Annotated in this window: 17 protein-coding genes and 1 pseudogene; 5 read left to right on the forward strand and 13 right to left on the reverse strand. The window is 70.5% G+C overall.

What is annotated here, in order from left to right:
- Positions 1-85: 85 nt before the first annotated feature.
- The 3 genes from clpB to ACWEVN_RS01980 form a co-directional block, all read right to left on the reverse strand.
- The gene (clpB, locus tag ACWEVN_RS01970) at positions 86-2,683 is read right to left on the reverse strand and encodes an ATP-dependent chaperone ClpB (protein ID WP_452049883.1); all 2,598 of its coding nucleotides are present in this window, start codon (positions 2,681-2,683) and stop codon (positions 86-88) included.
- Between the two features lie 97 nt (positions 2,684-2,780).
- Positions 2,781-3,968: an MDR family MFS transporter gene (locus tag ACWEVN_RS01975; RefSeq protein ID WP_449685326.1), complete on the reverse strand. Its 1,188-nt coding sequence runs from the start codon at positions 3,966-3,968 to the stop codon at positions 2,781-2,783.
- 99 nt (positions 3,969-4,067) lie between these two features.
- Positions 4,068-4,553: a MarR family winged helix-turn-helix transcriptional regulator gene (locus tag ACWEVN_RS01980; RefSeq protein WP_310969576.1), complete on the reverse strand. Its 486-nt coding sequence runs from the start codon at positions 4,551-4,553 to the stop codon at positions 4,068-4,070.
- Between the two features lie 244 nt (positions 4,554-4,797).
- On the opposite strand from ACWEVN_RS01980, the gene ACWEVN_RS01985 reads away from it, so the two are divergent.
- The 4 genes from ACWEVN_RS01985 to ACWEVN_RS02000 all read left to right on the forward strand — a co-directional run bounded on the left by ACWEVN_RS01985 (position 4,798) and on the right by ACWEVN_RS02000 (position 8,903).
- Positions 4,798-5,973, forward strand: coding sequence for a globin domain-containing protein (locus ACWEVN_RS01985; RefSeq protein ID WP_449685325.1), 1,176 nt, complete (start codon positions 4,798-4,800; stop codon positions 5,971-5,973).
- A gap of 346 nt (positions 5,974-6,319) precedes the next feature.
- The gene (locus tag ACWEVN_RS01990) at positions 6,320-7,423 is read left to right on the forward strand and encodes a globin domain-containing protein (protein ID WP_452049946.1); all 1,104 of its coding nucleotides are present in this window, start codon (positions 6,320-6,322) and stop codon (positions 7,421-7,423) included.
- A gap of 206 nt (positions 7,424-7,629) precedes the next feature.
- On the forward strand, positions 7,630-8,382 hold the full coding sequence (locus tag ACWEVN_RS01995; protein ID WP_452049884.1) for a lytic polysaccharide monooxygenase: 753 nt from the start codon (positions 7,630-7,632) through the stop codon (positions 8,380-8,382).
- Complete coding sequence (locus tag ACWEVN_RS02000; RefSeq protein WP_449685322.1) at positions 8,379-8,903, forward strand: DUF305 domain-containing protein; 525 nt, start codon at positions 8,379-8,381, stop codon at positions 8,901-8,903. Before ACWEVN_RS01995 ends, ACWEVN_RS02000 begins: the two co-directional genes overlap by 4 nt.
- Before the next feature lie 580 nt (positions 8,904-9,483).
- On the opposite strand, the gene ACWEVN_RS02005 is transcribed toward ACWEVN_RS02000, so the two are convergent.
- From ACWEVN_RS02005 to ACWEVN_RS02040, 8 genes and pseudogenes are all read right to left on the reverse strand, one after another.
- On the reverse strand, positions 9,484-9,909 hold the full coding sequence (locus ACWEVN_RS02005) for a heat shock protein transcriptional repressor HspR (protein ID WP_310969698.1): 426 nt from the start codon (positions 9,907-9,909) through the stop codon (positions 9,484-9,486).
- A 5-nt stretch (positions 9,910-9,914) separates the two neighbouring features.
- The gene (gene dnaJ, locus ACWEVN_RS02010) at positions 9,915-11,084 is read right to left on the reverse strand and encodes a molecular chaperone DnaJ (protein ID WP_449685321.1); all 1,170 of its coding nucleotides are present in this window, start codon (positions 11,082-11,084) and stop codon (positions 9,915-9,917) included.
- 30 nt (positions 11,085-11,114) lie between these two features.
- Positions 11,115-11,813, reverse strand: coding sequence for a nucleotide exchange factor GrpE (grpE, locus tag ACWEVN_RS02015; RefSeq protein WP_310969581.1), 699 nt, complete (start codon positions 11,811-11,813; stop codon positions 11,115-11,117).
- The gene (gene dnaK, locus ACWEVN_RS02020; protein WP_449677230.1) at positions 11,810-13,681 is read right to left on the reverse strand and encodes a molecular chaperone DnaK; all 1,872 of its coding nucleotides are present in this window, start codon (positions 13,679-13,681) and stop codon (positions 11,810-11,812) included. Before dnaK ends, grpE begins: the two co-directional genes overlap by 4 nt.
- A 230-nt stretch (positions 13,682-13,911) precedes the next feature.
- Complete coding sequence (locus ACWEVN_RS02025) at positions 13,912-14,262, reverse strand: alpha/beta hydrolase (protein ID WP_452049885.1); 351 nt, start codon at positions 14,260-14,262, stop codon at positions 13,912-13,914.
- Positions 14,263-14,701: 439 nt separating this feature from the next.
- A pseudogene (locus tag ACWEVN_RS02030) lies at positions 14,702-15,355 on the reverse strand (alpha/beta fold hydrolase); the annotation flags it as partial.
- 66 nt (positions 15,356-15,421) lie between these two features.
- Positions 15,422-15,655, reverse strand: a complete 234-nt coding sequence (locus ACWEVN_RS02035; protein ID WP_449685319.1) for a hypothetical protein — start codon at positions 15,653-15,655, stop codon at positions 15,422-15,424.
- Positions 15,656-15,683: 28 nt separating this feature from the next.
- Positions 15,684-16,454 carry a DUF4097 family beta strand repeat-containing protein gene (locus tag ACWEVN_RS02040; protein WP_452049886.1) on the reverse strand — a complete coding sequence of 257 codons (771 nt, stop codon included), beginning with the start codon at positions 16,452-16,454 and terminating at the stop codon, positions 15,684-15,686.
- Between the two features lie 174 nt (positions 16,455-16,628).
- Here ACWEVN_RS02040 and ACWEVN_RS02045 point away from each other — a divergent pair, with 174 nt between their 5' ends.
- Positions 16,629-17,162 (forward strand): YbhB/YbcL family Raf kinase inhibitor-like protein, encoded by a 534-nt coding sequence (locus ACWEVN_RS02045; RefSeq protein ID WP_452049887.1) that lies wholly within the window; start codon positions 16,629-16,631, stop codon positions 17,160-17,162.
- Between the two features lie 26 nt (positions 17,163-17,188).
- On the opposite strand, the gene ACWEVN_RS02050 is transcribed toward ACWEVN_RS02045, so the two are convergent.
- Positions 17,189-17,626, reverse strand: coding sequence for a GNAT family N-acetyltransferase (locus ACWEVN_RS02050; RefSeq protein WP_452049888.1), 438 nt, complete (start codon positions 17,624-17,626; stop codon positions 17,189-17,191).
- Between the two features lie 21 nt (positions 17,627-17,647).
- The gene (locus ACWEVN_RS02055; protein ID WP_167384557.1) at positions 17,648-18,208 is read right to left on the reverse strand and encodes a TetR/AcrR family transcriptional regulator; all 561 of its coding nucleotides are present in this window, start codon (positions 18,206-18,208) and stop codon (positions 17,648-17,650) included.
- Between the last annotated feature and the right edge of the window lie 19 nt (positions 18,209-18,227).

Genomic DNA, 18,227 nt, shown 5'->3' on the forward strand with positions numbered 1-18,227 from the left:
AAACAACCAAACCGACCTTTGCCCCCCCCCCCAAGGGTGTTGTGTGTACCCCCCCAAAAACCCCCCCCACCCCCCCCACGACCGGTCAGACGCGGGTGACGGTCAGCGAGTCGCCGGTCTCCAGGTCCGGGCCGTCGACGCGCACGGTGTCGCCGTCCCGGATCTCGCCGGAGAGCAGTTCCTTCGCCAGCTTGTCGCCGATCGCCGACTGGACCAGCCGCCGCAGCGGGCGGGCGCCGTAGATCGGGTCGAAGCCGTTGAGGGCGAGCCACTCGCGGGCGCCGTCGGTGACCTCCAGGTTCAGCCGCCGCTGGGCCAGCCGCTTGGCAAGCCGGGCGACCTGGATGTCCACAATGGAGGTCAGCTGCTCGGTGCCGAGCGAGTGGAACACGACGATGTCGTCGAGCCGGTTGAGGAACTCCGGCTTGAACTGCCGCTGCACCACGTCGAGCACCGCGTCCCGCCGCTGCCGCTCGTCGAGCGACGGGTCGGCGATGGCCTGCGAGCCGAGGTTCGACGTCAGGATCAGGATGGTGTTGCGGAAGTCCACCGTCCGGCCCTGGCCGTCGGTCAGCCGCCCGTCGTCGAGGACCTGCAGCAGCACGTCGAAGACGTCCGGGTGGGCCTTCTCCACCTCGTCGAGCAGCACCACCGAGTACGGGCGCCGCCGGACGGCCTCGGTCAGCTGGCCGCCCTGGTCGTAGCCGACGTACCCGGGCGGGGCACCGACCAGGCGCGCCACCGAGTGCTTCTCGGCGTACTCGCTCATGTCGATGCGCTGCATCGCGCGCTCGTCGTCGAACAGGAACTCGGCCAGGGCCTTGGCCAGCTCGGTCTTGCCGACGCCGGTCGGGCCGAGGAAGAGGAACGAACCGGTCGGCCGGTCGGGGTCGGCGACGCCGGCCCGGGCGCGGCGGACGGCGTCCGCGACGACCTGCACGGCCTCGGCCTGCCCGATGACGCGCCGGGTCAGCTCCTCCTCCATCCGGAGCAGCTTGCCCGTCTCGCCTTCCAGCAGCCGTCCGGCCGGGATGCCGGTCCACGCGCTCACGACATCGGCGACGTCGTCCGCGCCGACCTCTTCCTTGAGCATCACGTTCTGCTGGCTGGCCTCGCTCGCCGCGGTGGCCGCTTCGAACTCCTTCTCCAGCGCGGGGATCCGGCCGTAGCGCAGCTCGGCGGCCTTGCCGAGGTCGCCGTCGCGCTCGGCGCGCTCGGACTCGCCGCGCAGCTGCTCGAGCTGCTCCTTGAGCTCGCGCACCTTCTCGATCGAGCCCTTCTCGTTCTGCCAGCGGGCGGTCAGCGCCGTCAGCGTCTCGCGCTTCTCCGCCAGCTCCGCGCGCAGGGCGTTGAGCCGCTCCTTCGAGGCCGCGTCGCTCTCCTTCGCGAGCGCCATCTCCTCGATCTCGAGCCGGCGGACCGCCCGCTCGACCTCGTCGATCTCCACCGGCCGCGAGTCGATCTCCATGCGGAGCTTCGACGCGGCCTCGTCGACCAGGTCGATCGCCTTGTCCGGCAGGAAGCGCGCGGTGATGTAGCGGTCGGACAGCGTCGCGGCGGCGACCAGCGCGGCGTCCGTGATCCGGACACCGTGGTGCACCTCGTACCGCTCCTTCAGCCCGCGCAGGATCGCGATGGTGTCCTCCGGCGACGGCTCGCCGACGAGCACCTGCTGGAAGCGCCGCTCCAGGGCGGCGTCCTTCTCGATGTGCTGGCGGTACTCGTCGAGCGTGGTCGCGCCGACCATCCGCAGCTCGCCGCGGGCGAGCATCGGCTTGATCATGTTGCCCGCGTCCATCGCGCCGCCCTCGCCGGTCGCGCCGGCGCCGACGATCGTGTGCAGCTCGTCGATGAAGGTGATGACCTCGCCCGCGGAGTCGGTGATCTCCTTGAGCACGGCCTTCAGCCGCTCCTCGAACTCGCCGCGGTACTTCGCGCCGGCCACCATCGACCCGAGGTCGAGGGCGACGACGCGCTTGCCGCGCAGCGACTCCGGCACGTCCCCGGCGACGATGCGCTGGGCCAGCCCTTCGACGATGGCCGTCTTGCCGACGCCCGGCTCGCCGATCAGGACCGGGTTGTTCTTCGTGCGCCGCGACAGCACCTGCACGACGCGGCGGATCTCGGTGTCACGTCCGATGACCGGGTCGAGCTCGCCGGCGCGGGCGCGCTCGGTGAGGTCGACGCCGTATTTTTCGAGCGCCTTGAACGTGCTCTCGGGGTCCGCGCTGGTGATCCGGGCCGAGCCGCGGACCTTGGCGAACGCCTCCTGCAGCGCGTCCGGCGTCGCCCCGTGGCGCTTGAGCAGGTCGGCGACCTGGCCGCCCTCGGTCGCGAGCCCGACGAGCAGGTGCTCGGTCGAGACGTACTCGTCGCCCAGCTCGGTGGCGAGCTTCTGGGCGCGCGTCAGCGACTTCACGGCGTAGGTGTCGAACTGCGGGCTCGACACGGTGGCGCCGGTCGCGGACGGCAGCGCCGCGATGAGCGGTTCGAGCTCCTTGTGCACCACCTCCGGTTCGGCCCCGACCGCGGTCAGCAGCGGTGCGGTCAGCCCCTCACCCTGCGCCAGCAGGGCGCCCAGCAGATGGGCGGCCGACACGTGCGGGTTGCCGGCCATGGTGGCCGCCTGCGCCGCGGACGAGATCGCCTGCTGGGTCTTCGTGGTCGGGTTGAAAGCGTCCATCCCTCACCTCATGTTTGGTACTACGAAAAGTCCTGGTGACAGGCCTGACCGTGACCCGTCACTATCCCTAACGCACGAAAACTTGAGTCTGTTCCGCTCAACTCTGTCCGGGTGCCACCGCGCTCGCCGGCAACCGCGAGCCGAGGGTGCCGAGCCCGGCCACGGCGAGACCGGCGCACGCCCCCACCAGCACCCAGGGTAACCAGTCGGCGACCGAGAACAAGGCCACCACGGCGGGCGCGATCACCTGCGCCACGGTGAACGCGTACTGGTACGCAGCGAGATAACGTCCGCGGGCGACCGGAGGTGCCGCGGCCTCGGCGAGCGCCCCCGACCGCGGCCCGAAGACCAGGTCGCCGGCGGCGAACACGAGCGTCGACACCAGCAGGTACACCACCTGCCAGCCCTCCGGCACGAGCAGCACACCCAGGCTGACCAGGCACCACGCGGAGAACAACGCCGAGCCGACGCGCATCGCCGCGATCCGCGTCAGCCGGGCGGTGAGCCGCAGCGCGACCGTGCCGCCGACGCTGGTCAGCACGGTCAGCAGGGCGAGGATCGCGCCCGGCAGCCAGGCCGGGCCGTGCAGCCGGTCGAGCACGAACACCGGCGTGCCGATCAGGAAGAAGTCCAGCGAGAGCCCGAAGAGCCCGCTGAACAGGATGAGGGCGAGGTACGGCCGGTCGCGCAGCACGCGGACCGACCGTTCCCGGACCGGCCGGTGCGGCCGCGCGAGCCGGACGAAGAAGACGAGGAACAGCGCGGCCACCAAGAACGTCAGCGCGTCCGCGGCGAGCGCGATGCGGTAGCCGGCGTTCCCGAGCCACGTCAGCAACGCCCCCGCGACCAGCCCGCCCAGGCCGAAGGACGCGGCCCGCACCATCCCCACCTCGGCGAACGGCCGGTCCTTGGGCCCGTCGCCGGCGACGTCGGCGATGAGCACGTACAGGGAGCTGTAGAAGAACTGCTGCCCGGCGGACGACAGGACGGCCGCGACCACCACCGGGCCCGCGCTGCCGGCGACGAGGTAGGCACCGACGCCCGCGGCTTGCAGCAGCTGGGCGCAGATCACCACGGCCCGCGGCCCGACGCGGTCGACGAGCCGGCCGGCGAGCGGCGGCACGACGAGCCCACCGAGGGCGCCGAGGGTGACGGCGGTGCCGGCGACGGCCAGCGGCACGCCGACCACCTGCGTCACGTAGACCAGCGCCAACGGGAGGAACAGACCCGAGCCGAAGTTGTCGATTCCCAGCGCGCACAGCAGTGCGACCCGGTCACGCGTCACCCACCGACGTTAACCCTGGGGAATGCCCCTAAGTCAGGACCGAACGGACACTTTCCCCAGGGCGAAAGGACACTTGCGGTGTGCCTCTCGGCCGCGGTGTCACTTGTTCGTGTCAGCCAGGCAGGCGTCGCTGCCGAGGGCACGGCGGAGATCGGTGTTCATCTCCGCCAGCCGCGCGGTGAGGTCGGTGACGCGCTCGTCGTCCCAGCCGCCGAGCGCCTTCTCCATGAACTCGATGTAGTTGGCGCGCCAGCGGGCGAGCTCGGCCCGGCCCTTCTCGGACACGCTGACCAGCGACGCCCGGCCGTCTTCGGGCGCGGGACGGCGGTCGACCAGGCCGGCCGCGGAGAGCTGGGCGATCTGCCTGCTGACGACCGAGAGGTCGACGAACCGGCGTTTCGCCAGCTCGGACGGCCTCGTCTCGCCGTTCTTCGCCAGGTCGGACAGCAGCATCGCGGCCGCCGGGTGCAGCCCGGGCTCGCTCTGCCAGGCTTGCATGATCCAGGCGTGCTGCAGCTGGGAAGCGGTCTTCAGCTCCCGCATGAGCTCGACCCGGACGTCGTCGTCGGTGTTGTCGAAGCCCATTCGGCACCTCCTTGGTTGCGCCATACAAGTATATTGCCGGACACTTGCGCGGACAACCATCTGGCCGGTGAGGTCCCCCACGCAGGAATACACCCGGTCGGAGCAACAATGCGGGCAAAAGGGCGCCCGGCGGCTACCCTGCGGACGGGCGGTGCGCGCACCGCAGGCGAGTGACGTTGAGTGACGAGGTGGCAGCAGTGGCGAAGGACCCAGGAGGCGGTCCCCGACCCGTGAACAACCCCTCATGACAGCCGATTCCGTCAGCCCGCTCCCCAGGTCCTCGGCCCCGCGGGAAGCCCCCGCGGCGGTGACCGCGATGGTCCGGCTCATCCGGGACACCTGGGCCAGGTCCGAGCCGTACATCGCGGACATCTCGCAGTTCTTCTACGGGATGCTGTTCACCCTCGCCCCGACCACGCGCGACTTCTTCCCGATCAACATGGAGATCCAGCGCGGCAGGCTGGTGCGCGCGCTGGTGCACATCGTGCAGATGGTCGACCGGCCCGACGACCTCGCGCCGTTCCTTCGCCAGCTGGGCCGCGACCACCGCAAGTTCGGCGTGGTGCCGCGGCACTACGAAGCGGTCGGGACGGCGCTGCTGGCGTCGCTGAAGAACCACCTCGGCCCGGCGTGGACACCGGAGGTCGAACGGGCCTGGGCCGAGGCGTTCACCATCGCCGCGCGGGCCATGCAGGACGCGGCCGCGTCGGACACGAACCCGCCCTCCTGGTCGGCCACCGTGGTCGAGCACCGGCGGCTGACCTGGGACCTCGCCCTGGTGCGGCTGGTCCCCGACCAGCCGGTGCCGTACCACCCGGGCCAGTACGTCAGCGTGGAAGTGCCGCAGCGGCCACGGCTGTGGCGGTACCTCTCGCCGGCCAACGCGCCGCGCGAAGACGGCGGCATCGAGTTCCACGTCCGCGCGATCGACGGCGGCTGGGTGTCGCGCGCGATCGTCAGCCACACGCAGCCCGGGGACGTCTGGCGGCTCGGCCCGCCGCTGGGCCGGATGACGGTCGACCGCGAGGCCTCGCGGGCCGTGCTGATGGTCGCCGGCGGCACGGGGGTCGCACCGCTGCGGGCGATCCTCGACCACCTCGCGCTGTGGGGCGAGAACCCGAAGACGCACCTGTTCTACGGCGGCGGAGCCCGCGAGGACCTCTACGACCTCGAAGAGCTGCGCGCGCTCGCCGCGACGAACCCCTGGCTGACCGTCACACCGGTCGTCGAGCGCGGCGGCGACGTCCCCGGGTTCGAGCAGGGGACGCTGGCCGAAGCCGTCACGCGGTACGGCTCCTGGCCCGGCCACCACATCCTGGTGTCGGGCTCACCGGCGATGATCCGGGCGACGGTGTCGCGGATGCTGGTCGCGGGCAGTGCGCTGGACCAGATCCAGTACGACCCCTTCACGATCGACTAGTCCCGGCAATCCGCCGTCCGGTGAATGATTTCGTTACGCTTTGGAAATCGGCAACCAGTAACGGATGAATCCGACGCCGTGATCATTTTTACGCTGCGACAGGCGGGGTTGACCGGGCGTACCTGAATTGCTCCGTTCGAGCGGGAACGCGCGGAATCACGCGCATCTGCACGGGAATTCGCCTACAGTCGGGAACCCTCGGGGGCGGCACCGCCACAGCGACGCCGCATGCACGGCGCGAAAGCCTTGGCACGACTGGAGATTACCGTTCCCGATGAGTGCTGAATCCGTGAAGATCTCCACCATGCCCGAGACGCTGCCCGTTTCGGCTGTGGAAGGTCGAGAGATGGCCCGGTTGATTCGTGAAAGTTTTGCGGAGGTCGAATCGAAAGCAGATGAACTGGCGCAGTACTTCTACGGCGCGTTGTTCGTGGTCGCCCCCGATTGCCGGGAGCTGTTCCCGGTGACCATGACGACGCAGCGGAGCAGGCTGCTGCGCGCGCTGGTGTACGTGGTGCAGATGGTCGACCGGCCCGACGAACTGGTCACCTTCCTGGGGCAATTGGGCCGCGACCACCGGAAATTCGCCGTCGTCTCCCGCCACTACGACGCGGTCGGCGTCGCGTTGATCGCCGCGTTGAAACGATTTCTGAAGGAGAAGTGGACCACCGAAGTCGAATCGGCGTGGACGTCGGCGTACGGGCTCATCGCCAAGACGATGCGCGAAGCCGCCCAGGCGGAAACCGGGCCGGCGGCGTGGTCGGCGACCGTGCTCGAACACCGGAAACTCAGCCGCGACGTCGCACTGGTGAAGGTGCGCACCGAAGGCTTGTTGCCGTACCGCGCCGGCGCGTATGTCAGCGTGGAAGTGCCGCAGCGGCCGCGGTTCTGGCGGTACCTTTCGCCGGCGAACGCGCCGCGCGGAGACGGCCAGCTCACCTTCCACGTGCGCGCGGTGCCGGGCGGCTGGGTCAGCGGCAGCATCGTCAACCACACGAAACCGGGCGACGTCTGGCGCCTCGGGCCGTCGATGGGCGTGCTGAACGTGCGCCCGACGTCGACGAAGCGGCGGCTGCTGATGATCGGCGGCGGCACCGGGATCACGCCGTTGCTGTCGATCCTCGACGACCTGTCCCGCTGGAAGCGGAACCCGCCGGTGCACCTGTTCTTCGGCGGCCGGCGACCGGAAGACCTGTACGCGCTGGAGGAGCTGCGCCGGCTGGCCGTGACGTCGAAGTGGCTGACGGTTACCCCGGTCACCGAGGAGGGCGCCCTGGCGGGTGGTGACCGCGGCACGCTCGCCCACGCCGTGACGCAGCGTGGCACGTGGCGCAACCACGAGGTGCTCGTGTCCGGTTCGCCGCCGATGATCCAGGCGACCGTGGCGAAGCTGCTGGCCCGGGGGATCGACCTGGAGCGAATATCGTACGACCCCTTCACCCTGGACTGAGCGCCGAAGGGACCTCCGTAGGCGAACGCCTGCAGCAACCGGCCCCGACCTTCGCAGTGGGCCGAGTGGAGCAGCGAAATCGTCGAACGGCGGTAGTTCGTTGACCGTTGTGCCCGAATCGACTTATGGTCTAGACCACATCTTCCCCGGATGTGCTCGTTCGTCCTCCCCTCCGGAACAACGCTGTTCCCCATCGAGGAGCCGAAATGACCTGGAAACGAAAGCTCTTCGCGGCCGCTGCCGGAGCCCTGCTCGCGCCGGTGCTGGTCGTCGTCCTCCCCGCCACCTCCGCGAGCGCCCACGGTTACGTGTCCGACCCGCCCAGCCGGCAGGCCAACTGCGCGGCCGGGAAGGTCCCCAACTGCGGCAGCATCGTCTACGAGCCGCAAAGCGTCGAAGGACCGAAGGGGCTGCGCAGCTGCAACGGCGGCTTGTCGCAGTTCGCCGAGCTGACCGACGAGTCGAAGCCGTGGCCGGCCAAGTCGGTCGGCAGCACGGTGACGTTCAACTGGGTGTTCACCGCCCGGCACTCGACGTCGAGCTACGAATATTACGTCGGTGGCACCCGCGTCGCGGTGTTCAACGGCAACAACCAGCAGCCGCCGCCGACGCTGTCGCACACGGTGAACCTGGCCGGGTATTCGGGCCGGATCAAGGTGCTGGCGATCTGGAACATCGCGGACACGAGCAACGCGTTCTACAGCTGCATCGACCTCCAGGTCGGCGGAGGCGGCACCCCACCGCCGACGACGACCACACCGCCCCCGACCACCACAACCCCGCCCCCCACTACGACGACCACCAAGCCGCCAACGGGCGGAACCTGGTCGGCGGGAACGGCGTACAAGGCGGGCGACGTCGTGACGTACGGCGGCGCAACCTACCGCTGCCTCCAGCCGCACACGGCGATCGCGGGCTGGGAGCCGCCGAACACCCCGGCGCTCTGGCAGCGCCAGTGAGAGTGGTCTTGGCCGTCGTCGCGCTGCTCCTGACCAGCTGCGCGACGACGGCCCCACCCCACCACAACGCGGCCGACGTGATGTTCCTGCAGATGCTGATCCCTCAGAACCAGCAAGGGATAGAGATCGTCCGCCTGGCCGCGGCCCGCCCGGTCCCGGCCGCGTTGAAGGAACTGGCGGCAGCAATCGAGGTGACCCAGCAAACCGAGGTCGACGACATGCGCCGCTGGCTCCGCGAGTGGAACGAGCCGGAGACGGTGGCCCCAGAGGCCCACGCCGCCCACGGCGGGATGAAGATGACATCGCCGGACTTGGTGGGAGCCCTCCGAACGGCGGGAGACGCCGAGTTCACCCGCCGGTTCCTGGACGTCCTGACGGGACAGCAGCAGGCAGCGGTCGAGCTGGCCCAGACGGAGAACGGCCCGAACGGCGGAGCGAACGCCCAGGCACGAGACTTGGCCCGCCGAGTGATCGAGTCCCGGACGGCCGAGGTGAAGCAGCTGCTGAACGTGAAGGCATAGTCCCCGCGGCGCGGCCGCGAGCAGCCGGGAGGGACTGCTCGCGGCCCATCCCGGCCGGGCTTGGCAGCGACGCTGGCCGCCCGCCGGCAGCGGGCCGGCAGCCGCAGGCGGCGGCGTCCATCAGCCGCCGGCAAACTCCGCGCCTGGCACCAGCCAGCCCCTGCGCCGGTGAGCCGAGGGTCATCGCACCACGCTTCCGGCCGTCCGCCATGGGCGGAGCCGAACCCTCCGCGCTCGCCGAACAGCCCCTCGCCGGCGCGGGCGGGGCAACCACGTTCCCGGCCGCCCGCAGAGCCGATCCGTCCACCGGCTGCCGGCGCGCGGATCGCCGACCACCCGGGCCGTGCGGCGGCGAACTACCGCCGTCGGCGAACCGGCCCCTGCGGCCGCGGTTGGCCGGCGAGCGCGGCCGGGCGTTCCTGCGGTTCGGCCGCGCGGGCCTGGCTGAGCAGCCCCGTTTTCCACGCTACCGGCAGGCACCGACAGTTTTCGGTCTCGGAAGATGCCTGAGCCCGAAGTATCTCAAGCGCGCGACAAAGGCCTCCCCGGTTGCCCGGGGAGGCCTTTGTCGCTCTGGGGGTCAGCGGCGCTTGGGGCGCCAGACCACCATTGCCGTCTGCTGGTTGAGGGGGACCAGGTCTCGGCGGTAGGACGCGTGCGCCGCCGCCGTTGCCTGTTCTGCCGCTACGTAGGCTGCGGCCAGTTCCTCCGTCAGCTCGGTTATGCGGGCTCGGAGCGCGTCCACCTGGTTCTCCAGCTCGATGATGCGCTTGATGCCGGCCAGGTTTACGCCGTCCTCCTGCGAGAGGCGTTGGACCTCGCGCAGCAGTGCGATGTCCCGCATCGAGTAGCGGCGGCCGCCGCCGGGGGTGCGGCCGGGGGACACCAGGCCCTGCCGGTCGTACGTGCGCAACGTCTGTGCGTGCATCCCGGCGAGCTGGGCCGCCACCGAGATGACGAACACCGGGGTCTCCTCGTCCCCTTCCTGGGGAATCCCGCCGAACACCACTCTCACCTACCTTGCAGCAGCTCGGTGATCTCGGGCCGGGGGTCGTGCCCGGCCATCGCCTCGGCGTACGCCTGCAGTGCTTCGCGCGCCTTGTCGTCCAGTTTGGCGGGAATCGCCGCCTGGAGGGTGACGAGCAGGTCACCTTGCGAACCGTCGCGCTTGGCGATGCCCTTGCCGCGCACGCGCAGCACTCGCCCGCTCGCCGTGCCCGGCGGCACCTTGAGCGAGACCTTGGCTTCCAGCGTCGGCACCGTGATCGTGGTGCCGAGCGTCAGCTCCGTGAAGTCCACCGGCACGGTGATCGTCAGGTCGAGCCCCTTGCGCCCGAACAGCGCGTGCGGAGCCACGTGCACCCGGACGTACAGATCACCCGCCTGCGCCCCGCCCCGGCCCGGCTCGCCCTGGCCCGCCAGCCGGATGCGCTGGTCGTCGTCGACGCCCGGCGGGATCCGGACGGTCAGCGTGCGTGTCCTCGTGCTGATGCCTTCGCCGCCGCACTCGGGGCAAGGGTCGTCGATGATTGTCCCGCGGCCGCGGCAGTCGCGGCACGGTTCCGAGAACGCGAACGCGCCTTGGCTGCGGCTGACCAGCCCCGACCCGGAACAGGTCGGGCAGGTCCGCGGCGACGTCCCCGGCCGGGCACCGTTGCCGCTGCACGTCGCACAGGTCGCCGGGCTCGACAGCCGCAGCGGCAGGGTCGCGCCCTTGACCGCCTCGACGAAGTCGATCCGGACGTCCGTCTCGACGTCGGCGCCGCGCTGCGGCCGGTTCGCCGTCGCGCCCGCCGACGACCGGCCGCGGCCGAAGATGCCGCCCAGGATGTCGCCGAGCCCGCCGAAACCGCCCTGCTGACCGGCGCCGGCCTGGCCGAAGATGTCGCCCATGTCGAAGCTGCCGCCACCGCCGCCGCCGGGGAAGTTGAAGCCACCCCCGCCGCCGAACAGGCGCCGCGCCTCGTCGTACTCCTTGCGCTTGCTCGCGTCGGACAGCACGCCGTAGGCCTCGGAGACCGCCTTGAACTTCTGCTCCGCCTGCGCGTTGCCGGCGTTCGCGTCCGGGTGGTTCTCCTTGGCCAGCTTCCGGTAGGCCTTCTTGATTTCGTCCGCGGTGGCGTCGGAGGAGACGCCCAGTTCACGGTAGAAGTCCTTACCGATCCATTCCCGTGCACTCATCGGGCGTCTCCTCCTCCCACTTGGTTCCTCTTACTGCTGCTGCTCATCGGCTCCGCCGTCGAGTGGCAGCTCGCCACCGACGGACGGGGCCGCACCGGGCTCGTGGTCGGTCACCCCGACCAGCGCGGCCCGCAGTACGCGGTCCCCGAAGCGGTACCCGCGGCGCATGACCACGGTGACCGTCGGGCCCGCCACGTCGGGCGAGGTGTTGTGCTGCACGGCCTCGTGCACGCTCGGGTCGAAGGGCTCGCCCTCGGCGCCGAACGACTCCAGGCCCGCGCGCTGCAAGCCGCTGATCAGCTTGTCGCCGACCGCCTTGAACGCGCCGGTGAGGTCACCGTGCTGCTCGGCCCGCTCGAGGTCGTCGAGCAGCGGCAGCAGGTCGTTCACCACCGTCGCCTTCGCGCCGATGACGACCGCCTCGCGGTCACGCTCGACGCGCTTGCGGTAATTGGCGTACTCGGCCTGCAGGCGCTGGAGGTCGGCGGTGCGCTCGGCCAGCTCCTTCTCCACGTCGGAGACGACCGACACCGAATCGTCCACAATGGACTCACCCAGCGAGGGGCCCGCGTGCTCCACGGGCGCCTCGTCGGGGTCCGGCGCGGCGTGGGCCGGACCGGGCGGGCGGACCTGCCCGGTCTGGGGGTCCACCCGACGACGGTCCCGCACGACCACCGGCTCCTCGGGGCCTCGGCCCTGGTTCTCGGATTCGTCGTAGCTGTGGGTCACTTCTTCGGGTCCTCTTCGACGATCTCGGCGTCCACCACGTCATCGGCCTTGGCCTGGCCGCCGGCGGCACCGGCGTCCCCGGCCGCCCCCGCACCCGCAGCGCCCTCGGCGCCCGGCTGAGCGGCGTTCGCGTTGGCGTACAGGGCGGTGCCCAGCTCCTGCGAAGCGGCGTTCAGCTTCTCGATCGCCTCGCGGATCTTGGTCGAGTCCGTGCCCTTGAGCGACTCGTTGGCCTCATCGATCGCGGACTTGACCTTGCCCTTGAGGTCCTCGGGCAGCTTGTCGTCGTTGTCCTTGACGAACTTCTCGGTCTGATAGACCAGCGTCTCCGCCTGGTTGCGGGTTTCCGCTTCCTCGCGGCGCTTCTTGTCTTCCTCGGCGTGGGCCTCGGCGTCCTTGACCATGCGCTCGATGTCGTCCTTCGGCAGCGCGGAGCCACCGGTGATCGTCATCGACTGTTCCTTGTTCGTGCCCAGGTCCTTCGCGGTCACGTGCACGATGCCGTTGGCGTCGATGTCGAAGGTGACCTCGATCTGCGGCACGCCACGCGGGGCCGGCGGGAGACCGGTCAGCTCGAACATGCCGAGCTTCTTGTTGTGCGCGGCGATCTCGCGCTCACCCTGGAACACCTGGATCTGCACCGACGGCTGGTTGTCGTCCGCGGTGGAGAAGATCTCCGAGCGCTTGGTCGGGATCGTGGTGTTGCGCTCGATGAGCTTGGTGAAGACGCCGCCCTTGGTCTCGATGCCCAGCGACAGCGGCGTGACGTCCAGCAGCAGGACGTCCTTGACCTCGCCCTTCAGCACACCGGCCTGCAGCGCCGCGCCGACCGCGACGACCTCGTCCGGGTTCACGCCCTTGTTCGGCTCGCGGCCGCCGGTCAGCTCCTTGACCAGCTCGGCGACGGCCGGCATGCGGGTGGAACCACCGACGAGCACGACGTGGTCGATGTCGCCGACGGAGATGCCCGCGTCCCGGATGACGTTGTTGAACGGCGCCTTGGTGCGGTCGAGCAGGTCCGAGGTGATCTTCTGGAACTCGGCGCGCGAGAGCGTCTCGTCGAGGAACAGCGGGTTCTTGTCCGCGTCCACGGTGATGTACGGCAGGTTGATGCTGGCCGAGTTCGAGCTGGACAGCTCGATCTTCGCCTTCTCCGCCGCCTCGCGGATGCGCTGCAGCGCCATCTTGTCCTTGGTCAGGTCGATGCCGTTCGTGGCCTTGAACTTGTCGACCAGCCACTTGACGATGCGCTCGTCCCAGTCGTCACCACCGAGGTGGTTGTCACCAGAGGTGGCGCGGACCTCGACGACGCCCTCGCCGATCTCCAGCAGCGAGACGTCGAAGGTGCCACCACCGAGGTCGAAGACCAGGATGGTCTGCTCCTTCTCGCCTTTGTCCAGGCCGTACGCCAGCGCGGCGGCGGTCGGCTCGTTGACGATGCGGAGCACGTTCAGGCCGGCGATCTGGCCGGCTTCCTTGGTGGCCTGCCGCTGGGCGTCCTCGAAGTACGCCGGGACGGTGATGACCGCGTCGGTGATCGTCTCGCCCAGGTACGCCTCGGCGTCGCGCTTCAGCTTCATCAGCACGCGCGCGCTGATTTCCTGGGAGGTGTAGTTCTTCCCGTCGATCTCGGTCTTCCAGTCGGTGCCGATGTGCCGCTTCACGGACCGGATCGTCCGGTCGACGTTCGTGACGGCCTGGTTCTTCGCCGGCTGGCCGGTCAGCACTTCGCCGTTCTTGGCGAAGGCGACGATCGAAGGGGTGGTCCGGGAGCCTTCCGAGTTGGCGATGACCGTCGGCTCGCCGCCCTCAAGGACGGCGACGACCGAGTTGGTCGTGCCGAGGTCGATGCCGACCGCTCGCGCCATGGTGCTTCCTCCTGTGTACGGCTGCTATGTTCGTGACCTGCAGGTTCGTTCTCGCCTTGAGCGAGGCCCTGGCAAGTTTTATCGGGCCTTCGCGCACCCCGTCAAGCCGGACTTGAGTCGACTGCGCTCAACCTCTGTACCCAGCCTAACGAGGCGGCTCGGGTTCTTGTTCCCGGGTCCGGCGACCGAGTGTGCCCGGATCGGCTGTGACACCGCTCACGGTCGACGGCTCACCGGCACACCGCCCCGCGACCGGGGACGATCCCGTCGACCAGGTACGCCACCTCGGCCGCCCGCGCGCAGGCGGAGTTGAACAGCCCCGTGTGGCCGTCGTCGGTGCGCGTCAGCAGGGCCGCTCCCTCGATGCTCGCCACCAGGCCGCGGGCCCAAGCCAGCGGCGTCGCCGGGTCATGGGCGCCGCCCACGACCAGTATCGGCGGGGCACCGCGTACCGGCTGCGGCTGCGGTGGGTTCTTCGCCGGGACCGGCCAGCCGGTGCACCCGCTGGCGAAGTCCCAGTACTCCGAGTACCGCCAGCTGTGCGGGGCTGCCGCGCGGACCAGGCGGGCCGTCCAGGCCATCTCCGACGGCCCGGTGAATGGCGACGGGAAGTCGTGGCAGCCGATCGCCCGGGTAGGCCGCGTAGCTCTCGGACCCGAACTGGTTCCGCTCGGTCAGCCCGCGCGCGTCCGGGAACTCCCCGCCGGCCGTGGCCAGGTCCTTGCCCAGCGCGGGCCAGTCGTCCCGCAGGTAGAGGTGGCCGTACACGCCCGCCGAGACCTCGTCGGCCGTCGCGGGACGGCCCAGGTCGCTCGACCAGATCCCGCCGCGCGCTGCCCTGGCCACGACGTCGTCGTAGAAGCGGAGGACGTCCTGCCCCTGCAAGGCGCAGCCGGCCGAAGCGCGGCACCAGTCCGCGAACCGGACCAGTGCGTCCTCGATGGCCGCGGCCTCCTCGACGATCGCCTGGGTCATCGGCCGCGCGTGGTCGATCGCGCCGTCGAGCACCATCGCCCGCACCCGGCCGGGGTGCTGCGACGCGTAGACCGCCCCCAGCTCGGTGCCGTAGGAAAGGCCCAGCCACGAGATCTTCGGCTCGCCGAGCGCCGCCCGGATCGCCTCGATGTCCTCGGCCGCGCTTCGGCTGTCCACGTGCGCCAGCAGCGGCCCGGTGCGGGCCAGGCAGTCCGCACCCGCCTTCCGGTTGTGCGCGACCAGCGTCTCGAACCCCGCCCGCGTCGACGGGAACCGGTCCAGCGCCGGGTCGAACAGCGTCGCCGCGTCGCAGGTGACGCGAGGCGTGCCGGACCAGTCGCCGCGCGGGTCGAACCCCACGACGTCGAAGCGCTGCCGCAGCTGCGCGAGCTCCGGCGAGGCCAGCCCGCCGAACTGCGCGAACCCGACGCCGGAGCCCCCTGGCCCGCCCGGGTTCACCAGCAGCGAGCCGATCCGCCGGGACGGATCGCGCGCGGGCAACCTGGCCAGCGCGAGCCGCGCCGACCCCAGCTCCGGCCGCGCGCGGTCGATCGGCACCTCGATCGTCGCGCACTCCGCCGATGGCTCCTGCAGCGTGGCGCAGGCCCGCCACGCCAAGACCGACGCCGAAGCGACGGCCGGCACCCCCGCCATGACCACGACCGCCGCGATGATCGCGGCGACCCGGCGCACGTCCATGATGTGTGTCCTCCCCTGCACGCCGGCCTTCGGCGTGCTTCCTTCCTAACAGCGACCCCCGACAGTTCAGGAGTGGCGGGCCGTCCAGGAGGAGAGGAAGAAATCGGAATTTCCTTGCCGCACAACGACTTCCGCCGGGGTCCCGACCCAGGAAGTCACTCGATAGTGGGAATCCGCGGTGACCGGCACCCCCTGCGCCGGCGTTTCCGGCGGCGCGTCCCGCGTGAAGCCGGCGAACCCGAACATCGCGAGTGCCCCCAGCAGCGCGGCCACCAGCACGCGCCGTTCGATCCTGCCCATCCGGAAATGCCCCCGTAGTAAGGAAAAGTCAGGCCGCGCGGACCGTGACGCTGCCGCTTTCGGTCGTCAGGTCCAGCAGGTGCTGAGCGGCACCGTCGACCTGGACGCCGATGTCGCGGTGCCCGCTGTCGCTGTCCCCCTGGACGCGGTACGGCCCGCCCGGCACCTTCAGGTCGATGCTGCCGCTCTCGGCGTGCACCTTGACGTCGTTCGCCTGCGCCAGCGTGAATTCGACGCTGCCGCTGGACGACGTCGCGTCGACCGGCCCGCGCACGTCGTCGCCGGTGATGCTGCCGGACTCGCTCTGCAACCGGACGGCGCCGACGTCCCGCAGGTCGATCGAACCGCTGTCCATCCGCAGCTTCACCGCACCGGGGACGTCCTCGACGCGCGCGTGCCCGGAATCGACCTGAACGTCCACAGTCGACATCCCGGCGAGGTCCAGCCCGCCGGAGTCGATGTTCCCCGTGACGGGCACCCCCTCGGGCACGACGACCTCGAAGTCGACCGTGCAGTTCGTACCGCACGAACCGAGCACCAGCTGGTCGCCGTCGACGCGGTAGAAGGGCCCGGCCGGCTTGCTGCGCCAGTGGTAACCAACCTCTTCGTGCACCGTGGCCGCCCCCGAGCCGGTGCGGACCTTCACCGATCCCGAGTCGGCCTCCAGCTTCACGCTGCGGATGGTCTGCGAAAGGGTGTCGGTGTTTTCGAAGTCCGAACCCCAGCCCCACCCGAGCGCGGTCGCCAGGCCGACGCCGATCAGGACGATGCCTCCCAGAGCCAGAAGCGGGCGCGCCATGGTCGTTGGTCCCCTCAGTGTTGTTTCCTCTGCGTGAGAAACGTTATGACGGGGTGCGCGGGCGGTACATGGGGGTAACCCCCCGAAAGACCCTGAGATCCCGCCCTGAGACGCCGGGGTGGTGCCCGGGGCCTAACCTGGCGCAAGTCTCCAGTTCCATGATCAGGAGGATCCATGCCGCAAGCACCCGGCCCGTACGAATCCCTGCCCGACGTGCCGTCCTTCACCCTCCGCAGCAACGACGTCGCCGACGGCGAAACCCTGGCCACGCCGCACCTGTCCGGCATCTTCGGGGCCGGTGGCGAGGACCGGTCGCCGCACCTGGCGTGGGACGGCTTCCCGGCGGAGACGAAGAGCTTCGCGATCACCTGCTACGACCCGGACGCCCCGACCGGCAGCGGATTCTGGCACTGGGCGGTGTTCAACGTCCCGGTTTCGGTGACCGAGCTGGCGTCCGGCGCGGGAGACGGCTCCGGCCTCCCCGAAGGCGCGGTGACGCTGAAGGGCGACGGCGGGGTCAAGCGGTTCCTCGGCGCCGCGCCCCCGCCCGGGCACGGCCCGCACCGCTACTGCTTCGCCGTGCACGCCCTCGACCTGGACAAGCTGGACGTGCCGGAGGACGCGACACCGGCGTTTCTCGGCTTCAACATGTTCGGGCACACCCTGGCCCGCGCGGTGATCACGCCGGTCTACGAGAACAAGGGCTGAGTCCCCGGAGCGGGCCCGGCGCGGCGTCAGCCCACGAAGTTCGCCGCGTTGGGCCCCTCCCGCTCCAGGTAGTGCCCCTTGGTGTGCTCGGCGAAGCCGAACTGCCGGTAGAGCCCGTGCGCGTCGGCGGTGTGCAGCATCCAGCGGAACTGCGCGCCGGGGCCGTTGTCGATCATCTCCCGCACGATCTCCTTGCCGAGGCCGCTGCCGCGGGCGGAGTCGACGACGAAGACGTCGGCGAGGTACGCCGACGAGACGCCGTCGGAGAACGCGCGGGCGAACCCGACCGTCGAGCCGCCGCGGTAGGCACCGACGACCCGCCAGGAGCCGGCGATGGCGGCTTCGACCTGCTCACGCGTGCGCCAGCGCCCCCAGTAGGCCTCGGTCGAGAGGAACTTCCACACCACGTCGAGGTCCAGCCGCGCGCGGTCGTCGTCGAGTTCGTAGTCGCCAAAAGTCCGCATGATCCGAAGCTAAGGCAGCCGTCAACGCGGTTTCAGCAGGTAGTCCACCACCGGGCGCAGTTCCTCGGCCGACGGCGGCTCGTCGTCGATCAGGCCCTGGATGAGCAGCCCGTCGATGCCCGCGAGGAACACCCGGAACGCCACTTCGTCGTCGTGCCGGACCATCGACGTCAGGACGTCCAGCCAGCGGCGCGCGGCCGGCCGCAGCTCGGGCTTGCGCGCGGCCAGCAGGTACAGCTCGTACTCCGCCATCGTGCGCCCGCGCCGGGGCCCGAGCGCCTCGGCCAGCAGGGCAGCGACCTCCTCGGCGCCGCGCGACCCGCGGGAGCGCGCCCGGTCGATCATCCAGTAGACCTCGGTCGCCATGTCGCGGGCGCACGAGATGAGCGTCGCGACCAGCAGGTCGTCCAGCGACGAGAAGTGGTAGGTCGTGGACGTCGTGGGGACGCCGGCCTCGGCCGCGACCGTCCGGTGCGTGACGCCCGCGACGCCGTCGCGCTCGATGATCCGCAACGTGGCCTCGATGAGTTCGGTGCGCCGCTTCTCGCCCCGCGCCTTCCGGCCGTCGACTTGGAGCTTCACCATAGGGTGAAAACTACCG

This window comes from Amycolatopsis sp. NPDC003861 (assembly GCF_053605405.1).

What these genes read in the sequence shown, in the direction of transcription:
- clpB (WP_452049883.1), bottom strand. Translation starts at nt 2,683, where the DNA reads ATGGACGCTTTCAACCCGACCACGAAGACCCAGCAGGCGATCTCGTCC.
- ACWEVN_RS01980 (WP_310969576.1), bottom strand. Translation starts at nt 4,553, where the DNA reads ATGGGCTTCGACAACACCGACGACGACGTCCGGGTCGAGCTCATGCGG.
- ACWEVN_RS01985 (WP_449685325.1), top strand. Translation starts at nt 4,798, where the DNA reads ATGACAGCCGATTCCGTCAGCCCGCTCCCCAGGTCCTCGGCCCCGCGG.
- ACWEVN_RS01990 (WP_452049946.1), top strand. Translation starts at nt 6,320, where the DNA reads ATGGCCCGGTTGATTCGTGAAAGTTTTGCGGAGGTCGAATCGAAAGCA.
- ACWEVN_RS01995 (WP_452049884.1), top strand. Translation starts at nt 7,630, where the DNA reads ATGACCTGGAAACGAAAGCTCTTCGCGGCCGCTGCCGGAGCCCTGCTC.
- dnaJ (WP_449685321.1), bottom strand. Translation starts at nt 11,084, where the DNA reads ATGAGTGCACGGGAATGGATCGGTAAGGACTTCTACCGTGAACTGGGC.
- dnaK (WP_449677230.1), bottom strand. Translation starts at nt 13,681, where the DNA reads ATGGCGCGAGCGGTCGGCATCGACCTCGGCACGACCAACTCGGTCGTC.
- ACWEVN_RS02025 (WP_452049885.1), bottom strand. Translation starts at nt 14,262, where the DNA reads ATGGCCTGGACGGCCCGCCTGGTCCGCGCGGCAGCCCCGCACAGCTGG.
- ACWEVN_RS02035 (WP_449685319.1), bottom strand. Translation starts at nt 15,655, where the DNA reads ATGGGCAGGATCGAACGGCGCGTGCTGGTGGCCGCGCTGCTGGGGGCA.
- ACWEVN_RS02040 (WP_452049886.1), bottom strand. Translation starts at nt 16,454, where the DNA reads ATGGCGCGCCCGCTTCTGGCTCTGGGAGGCATCGTCCTGATCGGCGTC.
- ACWEVN_RS02045 (WP_452049887.1), top strand. Translation starts at nt 16,629, where the DNA reads ATGCCGCAAGCACCCGGCCCGTACGAATCCCTGCCCGACGTGCCGTCC.
- ACWEVN_RS02050 (WP_452049888.1), bottom strand. Translation starts at nt 17,626, where the DNA reads ATGCGGACTTTTGGCGACTACGAACTCGACGACGACCGCGCGCGGCTG.